Below are 16,352 nucleotides of genomic sequence, written 5' to 3' on the forward strand. Positions count from 1 at the left end.
CTGTACAGTTTTTGCTTTGGGAATACAATTTGCTATGCGGATAAAAGGACTTGAACCTTCACTCCTCTCGGAACCAGAACCTAAATCTGGCGCGTCTGCCAATTCCGCCATATCCGCATTTTGAGATTCAAATACTATAGCACACCACAGAGCGATCGGTCAACCGATTTTAGATTTTAGATTTTAGATTGAAAAAAGCGACCCACTGATAAATCCGCAGGCTGATGGCCCAAATGCTCGATCGCTCAACATCGAGAAACCCGGTCATTTTTGGACACCGGGTTCAATCATGAGTTATCGCCACAGCAATTTTCCGTATTTTTCACTTGTCACTTACTTTTGGCCGAGCGCTTTCCAGGTTGTTTCGTCCACCATGCCGTTAGCCGTCAAACCCTTAAATTTCTGAAAGTTCTTGACAGCCGTAGCAGTGCGAGCGCCAAAAATGCCGTCGATCGGGCCCGGATCGTAACCCTGTATTTCCAAACGCACCTGTAGGGTCTTCACCTTGGAACCGACAGCGCCTTTATTTAGAAGAGTTGGAGGATTGCCGGGAACAGCAGCATTGCTCAGAATAGGAGCATTGCTCTGCACAGTTTCAGGAGCTGCCGCCGGATCTGCTGCTAAAGCTGTCCAAGTTTCTTTGTCCACAATGCCGTCTGAGTTCAAACCCTTAGACTGCTGAAAGGCACGAACCGCCGATGTGGTCCGAGAACCATAGGAACCGTCGATCGTCCCTACCTTGAAACTGTGTACCTGCAAACGCTGCTGTATGGCAGCAACTTCTGGCCCGTCAGCTCCCGCCGAGATTGTTTTTTCCTTTCTCACTGGCGGCTGCTCGCCTGCGTAAAAAGGCTTATTAAACATATCTGCTTGGGAATTTTCCTCGGGCGATGCTGACGCACCCGGATCGGCGGGAGCCGTAAAGTCTCTGCGGTACTGTTCCTGCACCAAGGGTTGGGAGTCGAAAGCAGCAGTTGCCTTTCGGGTCAACGCGGGAACGAGCAGAGCGATCAAGCTGAAAATCGTAACAGTAGTCACACGCATAAATTTCATCCTGTTAGTGAGGTTTGACAAGGTTTCCCTGTTTTCTAGTTTCTAAATCTAATTGTATTACCCGGACTGCTTTATGAAACATATAGCAGAAGGAAGAAGGAATAAGACCCTTCGACTTGGCGATCGGGTAACTAGAAGTCCGAAGAAAGGGGTAATCGACCGCATTGGTTTGAACCCTTAAGAAGCTCCTAAGCGTTTGGGGCGGTTGCTATATCTGCCCCGGCCTCTAGAAGAGAAGTTCGGCAATGGAGACACCAGCACTCAGAAGTTGCGAGTTGGAAGTTACGTGTTAGAAGTAGGGGCCGGTTCGCACTATTCCTAATAAACCCGGTTGATTCCGAAATGTTTCGTTACCGAAGCCAATATTGTCGTATAAACCACGTCTTTTAGCCTCAGTCTTAGGGTACAAAACCTGCGGTTCTTCACAAATCTTTACAGGCTGATTTTGTACAAAGTTGCTCTATGAGAGGCTAAGTTTTTTCCTTCAACCCCGCCGTAATATCAATTCCTGTTGTATCGGAATTATTAAACTGCTCTTGACGCAGAGGATAAGGAGAAACGGAAGAGAGACATGAATAATTCCGATGCCAACCTATTTGATATAAAAAGCAAAACTCGCCACTTATCGGTTTGCGTGTTCTGCCAATAAAGCCTTGGCTCTTGGCTTGTAAATTAGATAAAACAGCGATTCTATGTAGCGGAGCATATCTTCGCGCTTTTCCTTAGATGAGTAGTTCCAGAAACCGTAAGTCCGGGCCAGCGTCAGCAGCTTTGTAGTGTGAATTTTCCAGGTATACGTGCTGTAAACTCGGTCAATTCCTCGCGTTGAAATTTCATACCAATAGTTGGGATTTTGTTCGCACTTCAATAAAAAATCGAGAATTTTTTGGGCGGTTTCGGGGTGGTTAGTCGGATTGATATAAAACCCATTTACGCCATCTTGAATGATTTCCAGCGGGCCGCCAAACTGCGTCCCGAAAGTGGGAATGCCGGTAATCATTGCTTCGAGAATTGTCAAGCCAAAAGCTTCAAATAATGCTGGCTGAACAAATATACCTTGGGTGTCGGCGATTACCCGGTAGATTTCGCCGGACAGGCTTTTGGAAAGCCTCACTCCCAGCCAGCGAATTTTACCGTGAAGGTTGTATTGGTCGATAATTGCGTAGAGCTTTTTAATTTCTTCTGCTTCTTCGTGGTCTTCGGTTTCTTCGACCCGCAGCTTGCCAGCTACTAGAATTAAGTTGCATTTTTCTTGCAATTCCTGGCTTTTTCCAAACAATTCTGCTAAGCCTGTCATGTTTTTAATGCGATCGAGCCGGGCCATCGAAAATAAAGGGCGCTTTTGCGGGTCGTCAAGTTTTCCAAAGACGTGTTCCGGGTCTTCTAGAGTAAACAGCAGTTCGTTGAGCCGATCGCGATCGCCTTGCACCCGGTCTTCTATCCGCGTGTAGGGAAAGTACACGCTTTCGTTGACTCCCGGCGGCACTACGTTGAATTTAGGGCTGAACAGTTCAATCCCGTTAACAACGTGGTACAAATCCGGCATGGTGAAACAATTATAAGATTCGTACTGGCCGACACTATCGGGTTGACCCACAATCTCTTGATAGGTGCTGCTGACAATACAATTAGCTGCATTCATAGCAATTATATCGGCAGTAAATTGCAGCGAAAAATGGTACTTTTCCTCTGATTCTTGCCAGTAGAGATTGCTGAACAAATATTTAGATTTTTCCAGCGCATGGGCAATATTGCACTGAGTAGTTTTGAGTTTCCGAGACAGCAAAAATGCTACCAAGTTGCCGTCTGAATAGTTGCCGACAATTAAATCTGGTTTGCCCTGAAACTCAGCCAGCAATTCCTTTTCGGCATCGATCGCATAAGTTTCCAAATAAGGCCAAATCTCGAATCTAGAAATCCAATTTTGAGTCAGTTTGGGATTGAACTCTCGGAAGGGAACCCGCAAAATCCAAGTATTTTCTGTGGCGTAAACTTTTTCCAAACGTTCGTTGCAGCGCGTGCCGTCGCTGTTAGGAATTAACCGGGTGAGAATAATTACTTTAGGTTTGACTCCTAAACTATCGAAACCGGCAAGATGAATGTCTTCTTGCAGTTGTTTCTCTAAACTCTTGGCTTGATCGAGGACATAAACTACCTGACCTCCCGTATCCGGTCGCCCCAAAACTCCTTCTTGGCCGAACCAGCCGTGAGGAGAAACTAGGACGATTTTGAAAATCATCGGGATGCGAGAAATAAATGCTTCTAGGGTTTGCGGATCGGGGGAATCAATTAATTCGTCAAGAATTCCTAGGGTTTCATTCACGCGGGCTGCGGTATTTCCCCAACCTGCCTCGAAACCCATCAATTGCAGAACCAGTCGAAATCTTTCGTAGGGTTCTTCTTCAGAAAGATCGCTGACAAAAGTGAGGGCTTTTTTGATTTGTTCTGAAAGTTGTTCTTGGGATTTTATGCGATCGTTAATTAGTAATTGTATGCCGTTGTAGCGGTGAATCCGCAAGAAATTAAATAGAGTTTCCTGCCACTGCCTGGGGTCTTGAAACAGTTTGCTGGACAGGTATCGGTTGAGGAATTGCACTCCTTTGCCGATGTTTTTGGGGTCGCGAATTGTGGGGGAATAATCGTAAAAAGGGGCGAAATCTAGTTCTAGAATGTCGCCTTCTTGGGGGTGAAAGTGGTTGACGAAGCGATCGCGCACGTCGAGCAATTCTTGCACTGTCATCTGCTCAACAGTCAAGTCGTCTGCAACTCGCAGTATTTCCATTGTAGCAATTTTTGGCCGCAGCAGGACGCAAAGACTGCCATCTTCGAGAATAATTTCCTGAACGTAGTAAATCAGTTTGCTTAAAAGAGAAGATTGATGAAACTGTTCGGGCTTTTCGTATTTGGTGCAGTAGGCGGCAAAAGCGTTAACTATGTCGTTTCGCAGCAAATATTTGTTGCCTAAAATCCGCAAATCGCTGACAAACTGACGCAAGTCGGTTTTTTCGTCGCTGGCGATAACAGCCTGAAAGAGTTCAGACATACATACTCCCTTATTTATGATTTTTGATTTTATCTGTAAAAAAGGGCGATACTGTTTGAGTATCGCCCTTTTTTTTTAGGCGGCTACTTTTTTTGTCATTTTAAAGTTTGCAATCTGAACTTGCTATCCCTCAAATGACATAAAATTCCCCGTATTTGTGGCGAATGTAACGGATAAAGGGATCGATACTTAAAGCTGAACCGGTAACGCGATCGATCAATTCGACGGCGGTGTATTTGCGGCCGTGCTGGTAGATATTTTGTTTTAGCCAGTCGTGGAGTACGGTAAAATTGCCCTGTTCTATTTCTACGGGAATTTCAGGATTGATTTTTACTGCTGTTTCGTAGAATTGGGCGCTCATCAAGTTGCCGAGGGTGTAACCTTGGAACATTCCGCCGATCGTACCAACATACCAGTGAACATCTTGCATGGCGCCATCGCTGTCGGTGTCGGAGACCACTCCCAGGTCGTTTTGATAGCGTTCGTTCCAGGCTTCGGGCAGGTCTCGCACTGCTAATTTTCCTTCTACCATTGCCAATTCTAGATCGAAGCGGATGGCGACGTGGAGGTTGTAGGTTACTTCGTCGGCGTCGGTGCGGATGAGCGATCGCGATACTTTGTTAATTGCCCGGTAAAATGCGTCTGTGGATACCTGTCCCAACTGTCGCAAAAATACGCCTTGGAGTTGCGGGTAGAAACATTCCCAAAAACCGCGGCTGCGCCCGACCAAATTTTCCCAAAGTCGCGACTGACTTTCGTGCAAGCCGGAGGAAATGCCGCCTGCCAGAAGCGTGCCTTCAAATTCGGGGGAATTTCCGAGTTCGTAGAGGGCGTGTCCGGCTTCGTGGATGCTGCTGAAGAGTGCTTGATCCAGGTGATCTTCGTAGACGCGGGTGGTGATGCGCACGTCGTCTATGGAGAAGTTGGTCATGAATGGATGCAGGGTGGTGTCTTGGCGTCCCCGCTGGAAGTCGTACCCCATGCGTTCTACGATTGTGCGGGTGAATTCTAATTGCTGGGATTCGGGGAAGTGTTGGTGCAAGCAGGAGTCATCGGCAGGAGGTTGGGAGGTAATGGCTTCGACTATCGGCACTAATTCTTGACGCAGTTGGGCGAAAAGCGGGCGCAGCAGGGATACTTTCATGCCGTAGTCGCTACGATCGATCAAAGGATCGGCGATGTGTTCGTATCCGGGGAAAAACTCGGCGTACTGCCTGCTTAATTCTAAGGTTTTTTCGAGATACGGCTCGACGGCTGCGAAATTGTTGGCTGCTCGGGCCGCGGCCCAAGCTTCGTAGCAGTCGGCTTGGTGGCGGCAGAGTGCTGACATGAAGGTTGCGGGGATTCTGGCGGCGCGATCGTAGTCTCTGCGGGCGATGCGGATCAGGCTGGCTGCGGTGGAGTCGTAGGGGAGGGTTTGTTCGTAGAAACGCAAGTCTTCTAGGAGTTCACCAATTTTGGGGTCGGTAAATTTTTCATGGGATATTTGTTTGAGAGTTGCCAACTGGCGGCCTCTGGCACTTGCACCTTTGGCGGGCATATAAGTTGATTGATCCCAATGCAGCAGCGACGAGGCTGATTCGATGTCGTTAACTTCTCTGAGGTGGGCTGCCAGTTGAGCGAATTTTGCTTGAGTTTTGTCTAGGGTTTGCATGATTGGGGTTTATGGTGCTGTTTTGCCTACAAAGGTTGCAGTGCGGCATCCGTATCCATCAATCATCGCTACCCTGAAATCAAGCTAAAAACCGCACTTCTTCCCGTATTGTACGCAATTTAGAGTCATTTTTGCACAGTTTCCGGTATTTATGGGGATTGAGTTCGATCGCCCTGGATAAGTTTTCGATCGCCAGCCGGATACTGGTGGCTACAAGTTCGGGGTTGTTTGTGAGTTCGCCTGCTGCTTTTTCCAGGGCGTAAACGCAAGCTTTTTGATAGTAAAGGTTTGGATCGTCGGGGTTGAGTGCGATGATTTTATCGTAGGAGGCGATCGCTTCGGTAAATCGTTGAATTGTTTTGAGGGCGACGGCGCGGTTGTACCAGGCTTCGGTGTTGTCTGGCTGCAACTCTACGGTTTTGTCCCACGAGGCCACTGCTTCTTCAAAGCGTTGTAACTTGGCGAAGGCTAAGCCGCGGTTGTACCAGGTTTCGCTGTCGTTTGGCTTGAGTGCGAGGGCTTTGTCCCAGGATGCGATCGCAGCTTCAAATTGTCCCATTTGTGCGATCGCCGTGCCGCGTTTGTTCCAGGCTTCGGCGGAATTCGGCCGCAGTTGCAGGGTTTTGTCGTAGGAGGCGACGGCTTCCGGGTAGAGTTTTTCATCGGCTAGGGCTAAGCCGCGGTTGTACCAGGCTTGATGCAAGTCTGGTTTAAGTTCGATCGCTTTGTCGTAGGAGGCGATCGCCGCTGTATTTTGGTCGCATTTTCTGAGGGTAAATGCTTTGTTGTACCAAGCTTCGCAGTAGTCTGGTTTGAGTTCGATCGCTTTGTCGTAGGAGGCGATCGCTTCTGATAATTTTTCTACGTTGACGAGGGTGTTGCCGCGGTTCGTCCAAGCTTCGTGGTAGTCTGGCTTGAAATCGATCGCCTTTTGGTAGGATGCGATCGCTTCTGAGAGTCTGTTGAGCTTCCGCAAAACGTTGGCGCGATTGTACCACGCTTCGGGATTGTTTGGTTTGATTTCTAGGGATTTGTTGTAGGCTGCGATCGCTTCTTCTAGCTGTCCCAATTTTTTGAGGGCTACGCCTTGGTTGTACCGCGCTTCATAAAATTTTGGTTCGAGTGCGATCGCTTCTTCCCAAGATTCGATCGCTGCTTGGAAGCGCCCCATTGCTTCTAGGGCGTTGCCGCGATCGTACAAGGTTTGAGCGTTTTGGGTGTTGACTGCTATGGATTTTTCCCCTGAGTCGATCGGCTTTTCTATGCTGGCTAATTTTTGCAAGGGGTTTCACCTCATTTTCTGTCTAATTGATTCTTTTCTTTTTTATATGCGATCTTTTTCGCCTGTGAGTGCTTTCGATCGATATTATTTGGTTATTTCTCGCAATTTTACAGGATTTTGGGAACTTTTTCAATTTTTTTCAATATAATCCTATCTCGGAGATTTGTAGGTATAGATTAATACTCTTTTTTTAGATGACTGCGTAGAAAAAAGTAAAGGGCGATCGCACTCAGATGTGACAAACCTCACCCAAGATATCATTTTCACGTAACCCTTTTGAGCGATCGGGGGTTGAAACCTCGTCTTGTCAAGCGAAGCCCGCCTTTGCAGACTAATAAATAATAATAGTGTTTTTGATGCTGTAAGGGCGGGTTTTACCAACAATAATTGCCTCAAACCGACAATCTCATAAACCCGCCCCGCCCAAGGGCAAATCCCTATTCTTGAATCAAGGCTTGAAACCGAGTATGCGATCGAATGCTGTCAAAATCCGAGTCAGTTTTTGCCATTTCTCGGTATTTATCAGGATTCAGATTGATGGCTTGCTGCAAATTCTGAACCGCTTGGTCAATCTGACTCTGTAACGCATAGCAGCAAGCTTTATTATAAAATGCTGGGTGAAAATCTGGTTTGATTTCTAAGGCTTTGTCATAGGAGGCTATCGCTTCTTCCCCTCTTCCTAAATTACGCAGTGCATGGCCCCGACTGTTCCAGGCTTCGTGCTTATCTGGTTTGATTTCTAAGGCTTTGTCGAAGGAGGCGATCGCTTCTTAGCATCTTCCTAAATTACCCAGTGCATAGCGCCGATTGTACCAGGCAACGTGAAAATCTGGTTTGAATTCTAAGGCTTTGTCGTAGGAGGCTATCGCTTCTTCCCCTCTTCCTAAATCCTCCAGTGCCATGCCCCGATTCTTCCAGGCTTCGGGATCATCTGGTTTGATTTCTAAGGCTTTGTCGAATGAGGCTATCGCCTTTGCATATTGTTCAAAGGCTTTGTCGAATGAGGCTATCGCCTTTGCATATTGTTCAGCAGAGTCATGCAATAAACCTTGTTCCAAAAACAATTCAGCTTTTTGTTCGGGTATTTGCCCATCCTCATCAATTAAAGCTTGAATCCTCACCAATTCCCATTTTCGTTCGTGGGGAGTCAAAGCTAGATAATCTTCTCGCTTCCCTCTTTCCGAACAAGCTTGCCTTGATTCCAGTTGCAGCAGTTTTTTCTCCATCGACAACTTAAATAAACTCGATCGCCAATCAAAGAAATCCGGCGCCCGCTGAATAAAATAATTAATAGCAAACTTAGGCAACAGAAAAACAAAACAGATTTTAAAATTATCTCGAAATCGTTCTCGCTGCTGGTTTAAATTAATTAAAACAGGCGGCACACCCCGCCAACTATAAGAGTAAATATCCTTGCTTTCCCAGCCGAGCTCCTTTTTCTCTTGTTCGTATTCATAAAGTGAATATTCTAAACCTTGGACGAATAGGACATTGATGCGATCGCGATTTGGCAACTCTTCAATTAGATTGTAAAAATCATAAACCGATTCCTTCAGCCGCAAAACCTCAATATTTTGCTGCGGAATATCTGTTTTAACTCTAGTAATCCAGCGTTCTCCCTCCGCCGGCGAACACTCCACAAACAACAAGTTAAAGCCATCTGTCCGCTTGAGAGTGCGTACCAGAGTTAGATATTCTTCCTCCGGTTCGGCTGGTGGCAAATCTTCGTCCCAATCAATTGCTTCTGGTTTCATGGCTGAGGTAGAGCGGCGACTGCTTCCTTAAATTCCTGAATGCCTTTAATTAGCGGGTGAACATCATACCAAGGCTGCATTTCTTCTTCATCATCCAAATATCGGTATTCCAAAATACACCGGTTAAATAGCAAATTGCGGTGCTTTTCTTCATTAACTATCCGATGAGAAATAGAGACTTTTGCTAAGATTGACCATTCATCTTGTCCGGGAGTTTTGCGGTAGACATTCCGCTCTTTCGTGATAGCTCTTTGGGCCGCTTTGGCAGTAATGGGCAAATTCTGTGTTTGATTGACAGCTTCTCGCATCATCTTCATCAAATCCCTAACGTGACCTCCACTCATCAAGCACAGCCGTTCTACGGTTTCTTTGGTATCAAACAATCCTGTTTCTAAAGATAGATTTGGATCTATTTTTTCCACCCGCTTCTTAATCAACTCTTTAATTTTAGCAATTCCCGGTTGGTGAGGGCTACCATCTAGATTCTGTACCAGAATCATTGGCAGCACTTGCGGAGTATTGTACTTATCGCTTAAATCATTAGCGCGGTTAGAATGCACCATGGAAATCGGTACAGTGTAAACCACGTGACAATCTAAAGCTTGGAGTTGTTGGCTGCGGTCTAAGAAAATTTGGTCTAGATTGCTGCGTCCTCCTGCGTCTGTCGCAGAAAATGGCACAATCCGGTCTAAATTATCGGCAATCGCTACCAGTTGCGAATATTTATTGGGCAACTTTTTTTTAGCATCGCCAATAAACTCATTTAGCGCATCAATCAGCGTTTGTGTTTGGGGTTCAACTTTTTCTCGGATTTTGTGGCGCAGACTCGGTTGAGTTCTCACATTCGCCGTCAACTTGGCAAACTGAGTAATTTGCGCCTCTAAGCTCAATTTTTCAAAAGATATTTTTGTTAGCCCTAAATCTTTTAAATCGTCCCAGCGGTCTTTCATCCAATTGAGCAAAGGCTTGGAGTCAGCCTCTTTAATTGCTTCTAATAAGTGTCTGGTGCAAGCTAGCAAAATATCTGTATATTCAGTATCTTCGGGATTGATATCTTCCGCGTCGGCCGCGAAATAAACTACAAAGTAACCTTTGTTGCTCAAGTGTTGCTGTAGCCGCAGCAATTCGGTTGACTTTCCAGCACCGCGATGTCCCGCATACAACTGGCAAGTCATCGGTTCTGAATTCTCAATGTTGAGACCCAAGTCTTTAATAATATTGTCCTCTCCTCGCACTTCCCCACAGTCAACATATTGCGGGTCGCCTGCTGGTAAAGGAGAAGATGGGTTAAAGGCGTTGTAGAGGTCTTTTAGGAGTTTTTCTGTATTTTGAGTCATAATTTTTTTAGTATTTTTGGTTTTTTATAGGCTCAACCGCAGATTTAAGGCAGATGAACACGGATAAACCCAGATAATTATAAGAAGAGCGATCGAATCTATGCAAAAGGCTGGGTGCACATGGAGCACCCAACAATCACTACTTTTAAGCTTGATATTTTTTCAGAATAGCAACTTTTTCCGGGAAGATTTCGATCGCCATTTTGTCATCATCACGAGTTGCGAGCGATCGCCTCACTTCGCCCAAAAACAGCGGCTGCGACAGCCCCGGTTCAGGATGTACAACTGTACGAACCCGGATTGTCATGTAGTCTCTGCCCCTTCCAGAGCGCCCTGGAGAGTACAAATCCGCAGCCGCTTGGCGCATCGTTGCTTCTAATTCCGATTCGGTGATCGTAGGCGGCACGGTAACTACTGTTTGAGCGCCGCCAGTATCGTAAACTAAAGAATAGCGAACTGCACCGGGAATTTCTGTGCGAGTAAACAGTCCCAAACCCAGACCGAATATACTCGCAGCGACTACGGTCATAAAACTTGTCACTCCTACCAATCGGAAGCGAATACCCCATTTGAAGATAAATGCTATAACAGTTAGAATAGCCAAGGCTGCTGTTAGAATTCCCGCCCATTGGGCGTAGATTAAAAGGTTAGAATTTACGCTCATTTGATGATTTGTTGACTGTTGACTGTTGACTGTTGACTGTTGACTGTTGATATTAGTTACCGATACCCGATGCCCAATGCCCAATGCCCAATGCCCAATGATTAATTAAGCGTTTCGGGCCACAAGCAGATAAGTCATCATATCGCCTTTCCCCTTCACTGGAATCACGCCGCGCTCCTCAAAAACATACTTACCCCGCAGGCGCTCGTAGGTAGCAACTGTCACTTGAATGCTGCCGGGGACGCCTTGAGATTCCATCCGGGAAGCTGTATTTACCGTATCTCCCCACAAATCGTAAGTAAATTTTTTAGTACCGATTACCCCAGCTTCCACCGGGCCTGTGTGGATGCCGATGCGGATGCTGAGCGGCTGACCTCCCTTGGTGCGTATCTTAGTCATTGCTGCTTGAATTTCTAACGCCATTTCGGCGATCGACTCGGCGTGGTCGTCGCTGGGCGTCGGCAAACCGCCAACAACCATATAAGCATCGCCGATCGTCTTAATTTTCTCAAGTCCGTAGCGCTCGGCCAACTCGTCAAAAGCCGAAAAAATCTCGTTGAGCAACTCCACCAACTGGGCCGGCGATAAATGAGCCGAAAGCTTAGTAAAACCGACCAAATCGGCAAACATCACTGTTACCTCAGCGAAACTGTCGGCGATCGTACTTTCCCCGTGTTTCAGGCGCTGCGCGATCGCCTTCGGTAAAATATTTAACAGCAAACGCTCGGACTTTTCCTTTTCCAGGGCCAACTCGTGTAAATACGCCTGTTCCTTATCCCGCAGCCGCTTCTTTTCCAGACAAGCGCTAATCCGAGCCTTGAGCAATACCGGATTGAACGGTTTAGAAAGATAATCCTCCGCCCCCAACTCAATACACCGGACGATACTGTCGATATCGTCCACCGCCGAAATCATAATCACCGGGATATAGCGCAACTTTTCGTCCGCTTTCAGATTTTCCAGCACCTGATAGCCGTTCATTTGCGGCATCATAATGTCTAGGAGAACCAAATCAAAAGGATCTCTTCGCAACATTTCCAGAGCTTGGAGACCATCTTCAGCAACAGTGACCAAGTGGCCTTGACGCTGAAGTCGGCGGGCCAGCAAATCGCGGTTTACCTCATTGTCGTCAACAACCAGCACGCTGCCCTCGTCACCTTTCATGTCATAGCCTCTTTCAGAAGCGTTTCAATTTTACCCAAAAGTCGGGGAAACTCGACCGGTTTGGTGTCGTAGTCGTCGCAGCCGGCGGCCAGACACTTTTCACGATCGCCCGCCATTGCGTGAGCCGTCAGAGCAATCACCGGAATCGTGCTAGTTTCAGGAGCCGCCTTAATTTGCTGGGTTGCTTGCCACCCGTCGAGCACTGGCAGACTCATATCCATCAGAATCAAATCCGGTACTTTCGCGAGCGCCATCGACACCCCCTCAGCACCGTCAACAGCAATAAAGACCTCGTGTCCCTTGCGGGCCAGACGCCTGGAAAGCATATCCCTATTCATTTCGTTATCTTCGACCAACAGGATTTTAGCCATTGGTGTTCTCCTTGCCTTTCGAGTCGTACCTGCGATCGAACCTGTCATTCACTATAGAGCGAACATCGCGCAACAAAGTATCGCAACTGTAGACTCCTTTTTGTAGCACCCGATCGACACAACCGTTAAGCTGCTGGCTTTCGGCCGGTGTCAGGTCTTTCCCTGTGAGCACAACAATCGGTATTGGATCTCCAGAGTACGATTTGCGGAGTTCGCCGAGCAACTCAAAACCATCCATTTCTGGCAACATCAAATCCAGCAGGATCAGATGTGGTCGGGCAATTTCTAGCCGAGAGAGAGCAGCGCGCCCGCTGTCAGCCTCCGTTACTGCCCAGCCTTGTCTTTCTAGTATGCGTCGCAGTATTTCCCGCGTGGCAACGTCGTCTTCCACAATTAGAATCTGACAGGTCAAATTGTTACTTGCAACGCCGTCTTGGTCGCGCCGGTACTTGTTCAACAAGGCAGCCAGCCGTTTGCCGTCCACTGGTTTGGTGAGGTAGTCCGAGGCACCCAATGCAAAGCCGAGGCTTTTGTTGCCAACAAAGGATAGCAGGATTACGGGAATTTCGGCAAGATCTGGATCTGCCTTCAGCGCTGAGAGTACCGCCCAGCCGTCCATTCCGGGCATGATCACGTCGAGGGTAATCGCGTCTGGCCGCAGTTGCTTAGCGAGCCGGAGAGCTTGCTCGCCGCCGCCGGCGACTTCGATGTGCAGCCCTTGGCGAACGAGGGCGCGCTGGATCAAATCCCGCGAGATCGGGTCGTCATCAACTACCAGCACCGTGCCGACAGCGGGGGCGACCGGAGGGCTAGTGCTGTCGCGGACTTTGTTGGCGATTTCCGGCTGTTGAATCGCGCTGGGCAAGAGCACGGTGAAAGTGCTGCCTGCGCCCAGCGTGCTGCTGACCTCAATGCTGCCACCCATCATATGACAGAAGCGCTGGCTGATAGCTAGTCCCAAACCCGTGCCGCCGTACTTGCGGGTAGTCGAGGCGTCAGCTTGGGTGAAAGGTTGGAAAACTCGCTGCAATTGCTCTTTTGTCATGCCGATACCGCTGTCGGCGACGCGGAAACTAAAAAATTCGGAGTTAGAAATTAAAATTTGGGAAGATTCCTCTTGATTGTTCATTTTTAATTGTTCATTTTTAATTCTTTCCACCCCGATCGCAATTTTCCCGTTTTGGGTGAACTTGGCAGCGTTGCTGAGCAGGTTGAGCAGCACTTGCCGGACTTTGGTCATGTCGGCGTGCATGGTGTCGAGGTTGTCTGGACAGTAAACTTCTAGGGTATTACCGTTTTTCTCGACCAGCGGCCTGGCCGTGGCGACAGCACTTTCAATTAAGGGATGGATGTCGAAGGTTTCTAAGTAGAGATCCATTCGGCCTGCTTCAATTTTAGAGATATCTAGGATGTCGTCGATCATCGACAGCAGGTGTTTGCCGGCGCTGCGGATTTTTTCGAGGTCGGGGACAAAAGCTTCATCGCCCAATTCTTCAGCTTCTTCTTTAAGCATTTCGCTGTAGCCGACGATCGCATTGAGCGGTGTGCGCAGTTCGTGGCTCATGTTGGCAAGAAATGTGCTTTTTGCCCGGTTGGCTGATTCTGCTGCTTCTAGGGCCGACTGCATGGCGGATTCTGCCTGTTTGCGATCGGTAATGTCTTGGACTGTGCCTTCGTAATACAAAACGCTGCCGCTTTCGTCGCACATGCTGCGCGCGTTTTCGGAAATCCAGATCGTGCTGCCGTCTCGGCGGTATATTTGGGATTCAAATTTTGATATTTGACGGCGCACCCCCAATTGGGCAATAAACTCGGCGCGTCGCTTGGGGTCTACGTAAAGTTGGCGGTTGAGGTTTGCGAGTTCGGCGAGCATTTGGGTAGAGGATTCGTAGCCGTAAATCCGGGCTAGTGCGGGATTGGCACTGAGGTAGCGCCCGTTTGGGGTGGTCTGGAATATGCCTTCGACTGCGTTTTCAAAGATGCTGCGGTATTTTGTTTCGGCTTTTCTCAAGGCTTCTTCTGCTCGCTTGCGCTCTAGGGCATTGGCGAGCATTTCTCCTACCATTTTTAGCTGTGTGGATATTTCTGGCGATAAACCTGCTATTTGCTTTAAGGCATCGAATCCGAGAAATCCTACTAGGTTTTTACTGCAAATTAGGGGAATAATTATCAGCGATTGGATATTTTTTAGCTGTTTTTTTGATTCTAAATTATTGAGGGAAGCGCCAATCGAAGGTATTGAGGCGATTGCTGTTTTATTGGCTGTTGTGGATGGGGAGTCTTTCTGGAATTCTGCTGGGTTTTGACCGATAAAATAGGCAATTTCAGTTTTGGCTGGGGGCGCGAGTTCGGCGATTTCTGGAATATATAGGCATTCGGCGCGATCGAGCTTTTCTGCGATCCAAGGGATTTGTGCGATGTTTATTTGTTTGTCGGTGCTGCCTGTTATTACCGGAATGCCGTCAGCGCACCACTCGTAGGTTTTGTCGGCGCGGGTTTTGTCTTGAGATAACAGGTAGATGTAACTGCGGTCAAACCCGCTCAAAGTGGCGATCGCTTCCAGAGTTCGATCGATGCTTTTGTCTATTCCCGATGCGGTCTGACTGATGAAATGGGTTGACCAACTGGCAATCAACTGATTGAATTCTACTTGATACTGCAAAGATTGTTCTACTTTTTTGCTCTCGGTAACGTCTCGAAAGCTCTCGACTATCCCGACTCTGTTCGCTCGGATTTTTTTTGATTGTAACGAATTTAATTCGATAATTTTTCCGTCTTTATGTTCTAATAATTCACTGATTTGAGTATCTGGATCGGCCGACACTTCGATCGCGTTTTGGAGAAATCCTTGGGGTTCTTTTAATTGTTCTCTGGCGAAGGGGAATCCTGTTTCGATGTTTTTTTTAACAGTGCCGAAGGTCGATCGGCTCAACTTTCCTTGACTGGCGGATAAACCCCACATCTCGACAAATTTTTGATGAAAATTGCATATATTGCAGTTTCTGTCAACCGCTATAATTCCAGCATCTGTAAATTCTAGAACGGCTTGCAGCATCGAGAGCGATTGCTTGTGTTCTCTAATGTCAAAAAACACCAAGACTGATATTTCGCCGCCCTCAACTGCGGGATTGAAAAAATAGGAAACTGGTAAAATCTTGCCGTCGCGGCACAGAAACTCGTCGTCCCAATTGCTGCAAGGTTGACCGGAGGCGATCGCCTCTTGTAAACCTAGTGTAGGTGCGATCGCTGCATCTTCACTCTTGCTTGGCAACTGTTTCCGAGGCGTCAAAACTTGGGATTTCTGGCTTTGATTTTGGTGACTGGCGATGCGCTGTAGCAGAGAAACGCCTGCAAGTTCCGACTCTCGCCACCCCAGCAAGCGTTCGGCCTCTGGATTCACCGAAATGACAAACCCCTTCGCGTCAAGGATACACAATCCCGCCCCCAAACTGTTGACAGTCGCCCGCAGCCGATCGATTTCTGAAGCTGCTGGAGAGTCTAGAGGCGACTGGGGCGAGGAACTCAAATCCTGTAGCGCCACCGGATCGGATCTCAAACAAGCCTGCCGCAGCGGTTCCTCCTCACTCCTAGCTCCGTCGTAGCTACAACTTACCTGCTCTAAGAATAGCTGCCACTGCTCGGCATTGGGAGGGGGGGACTCGCTGGCTAAACCGAGCTGTTCGAGTTGGCGCTGGAGGTGAGAATGCATAATTTCTGGCGCTTTGTAGGCAACTTTATACAGTATATCTTTTTAATTAATAGTATATATACCCCGCTATACAGTTAGTGGAAAGGTACGGTATCGAACTTTCTCATAGGTTTGAGCGAAAAGCCGAGCATCTCTGCTATCCAAAATCTTTCCAACTGCGCTAATTATATTTATAGCAGATGTTGAAGGCCCTTTGGCTCCCTTCGGCTTCGGGATCGGGCAAGTCGCTCAGGAATGAAAATTTAATAACATCAGCGATGTATAATAAATAAATGAGTGAATATGAATAGGTTTATGTTGCGGTAGAGATGTCAAATATTA

General features: G+C 47.6%; 11 protein-coding genes and 1 tRNA gene. All 12 read right to left on the reverse strand.

What is annotated here, in order from left to right:
* Positions 1 to 35: 35 nt before the first annotated feature.
* A tRNA-Leu gene (locus E5S67_RS22970) sits at positions 36 to 117 on the reverse strand.
* Between the two features lie 216 nt (positions 118 to 333).
* Positions 334 to 1,044, reverse strand: a complete 711-nt coding sequence (locus E5S67_RS22975; protein WP_172190686.1) for a peptidoglycan-binding domain-containing protein — start codon at positions 1,042 to 1,044, stop codon at positions 334 to 336.
* Positions 1,045 to 1,675: 631 nt separating this feature from the next.
* A complete protein-coding gene (locus E5S67_RS22980) occupies positions 1,676 to 4,096 on the reverse strand; it encodes a sucrose synthase (RefSeq protein WP_172190687.1) in 2,421 nt (806 codons plus the stop codon).
* 130 nt (positions 4,097 to 4,226) lie between these two features.
* Entirely contained in the window at positions 4,227 to 5,750 is a 1,524-nt protein-coding gene (locus E5S67_RS22985) for a carboxypeptidase M32 (RefSeq protein WP_172190688.1), read from the reverse strand.
* A gap of 79 nt (positions 5,751 to 5,829) precedes the next feature.
* Positions 5,830 to 7,032 carry a tetratricopeptide repeat protein gene (locus E5S67_RS22990; RefSeq protein ID WP_172190689.1) on the reverse strand — a complete coding sequence of 401 codons (1,203 nt, stop codon included), beginning with the start codon at positions 7,030 to 7,032 and terminating at the stop codon, positions 5,830 to 5,832.
* 437 nt (positions 7,033 to 7,469) lie between these two features.
* Positions 7,470 to 7,796, reverse strand: a complete 327-nt coding sequence (locus E5S67_RS34120) for a TPR end-of-group domain-containing protein (protein ID WP_339382970.1) — start codon at positions 7,794 to 7,796, stop codon at positions 7,470 to 7,472.
* Between the two features lie 6 nt (positions 7,797 to 7,802).
* Positions 7,803 to 8,786, reverse strand: a complete 984-nt coding sequence (locus tag E5S67_RS33605; RefSeq protein ID WP_246276942.1) for a tetratricopeptide repeat protein — start codon at positions 8,784 to 8,786, stop codon at positions 7,803 to 7,805.
* Positions 8,783 to 10,123, reverse strand: a complete 1,341-nt coding sequence (locus E5S67_RS23000; RefSeq protein ID WP_172190690.1) for an AAA family ATPase — start codon at positions 10,121 to 10,123, stop codon at positions 8,783 to 8,785. Before E5S67_RS23000 ends, E5S67_RS33605 begins: the two co-directional genes overlap by 4 nt.
* A 145-nt stretch (positions 10,124 to 10,268) precedes the next feature.
* Positions 10,269 to 10,787, reverse strand: coding sequence for a Ycf51 family protein (locus E5S67_RS23005; protein ID WP_172190691.1), 519 nt, complete (start codon positions 10,785 to 10,787; stop codon positions 10,269 to 10,271).
* A gap of 105 nt (positions 10,788 to 10,892) precedes the next feature.
* Complete coding sequence (locus tag E5S67_RS23010; protein ID WP_172190692.1) at positions 10,893 to 11,951, reverse strand: adenylate/guanylate cyclase domain-containing protein; 1,059 nt, start codon at positions 11,949 to 11,951, stop codon at positions 10,893 to 10,895.
* Positions 11,948 to 12,322 carry a response regulator gene (locus E5S67_RS23015; RefSeq protein ID WP_172190694.1) on the reverse strand — a complete coding sequence of 125 codons (375 nt, stop codon included), beginning with the start codon at positions 12,320 to 12,322 and terminating at the stop codon, positions 11,948 to 11,950. The genes E5S67_RS23010 and E5S67_RS23015 overlap by 4 nt, the downstream gene beginning before the upstream one ends.
* Positions 12,315 to 16,031, reverse strand: coding sequence for a response regulator (locus E5S67_RS23020; RefSeq protein WP_172190693.1), 3,717 nt, complete (start codon positions 16,029 to 16,031; stop codon positions 12,315 to 12,317). Before E5S67_RS23020 ends, E5S67_RS23015 begins: the two co-directional genes overlap by 8 nt.
* Positions 16,032 to 16,352 lie beyond the last annotated feature (321 nt).

The organism is Microcoleus asticus IPMA8 (genome assembly GCF_013179805.1).
Taxonomy (GTDB): domain Bacteria; phylum Cyanobacteriota; class Cyanobacteriia; order Cyanobacteriales; family Microcoleaceae; genus Microcoleus; species Microcoleus asticus.

Bases quoted from the DNA above. Each gene is read 5' to 3' on its own strand.
- E5S67_RS22980 (WP_172190687.1), bottom strand. From the start codon at position 4,096: ATGTCTGAACTCTTTCAGGCTGTTATCGCCAGCGACGAAAAAACCGAC.
- E5S67_RS23000 (WP_172190690.1), bottom strand. From the start codon at position 10,123: ATGACTCAAAATACAGAAAAACTCCTAAAAGACCTCTACAACGCCTTT.
- E5S67_RS23020 (WP_172190693.1), bottom strand. From the start codon at position 16,031: ATGCATTCTCACCTCCAGCGCCAACTCGAACAGCTCGGTTTAGCCAGC.
- E5S67_RS23005 (WP_172190691.1), bottom strand. From the start codon at position 10,787: ATGAGCGTAAATTCTAACCTTTTAATCTACGCCCAATGGGCGGGAATT.
- E5S67_RS23010 (WP_172190692.1), bottom strand. From the start codon at position 11,951: ATGAAAGGTGACGAGGGCAGCGTGCTGGTTGTTGACGACAATGAGGTA.
- E5S67_RS22985 (WP_172190688.1), bottom strand. From the start codon at position 5,750: ATGCAAACCCTAGACAAAACTCAAGCAAAATTCGCTCAACTGGCAGCC.
- E5S67_RS23015 (WP_172190694.1), bottom strand. From the start codon at position 12,322: ATGGCTAAAATCCTGTTGGTCGAAGATAACGAAATGAATAGGGATATG.
- E5S67_RS22975 (WP_172190686.1), bottom strand. From the start codon at position 1,044: ATGCGTGTGACTACTGTTACGATTTTCAGCTTGATCGCTCTGCTCGTT.
- E5S67_RS33605 (WP_246276942.1), bottom strand. From the start codon at position 8,786: ATGAAACCAGAAGCAATTGATTGGGACGAAGATTTGCCACCAGCCGAA.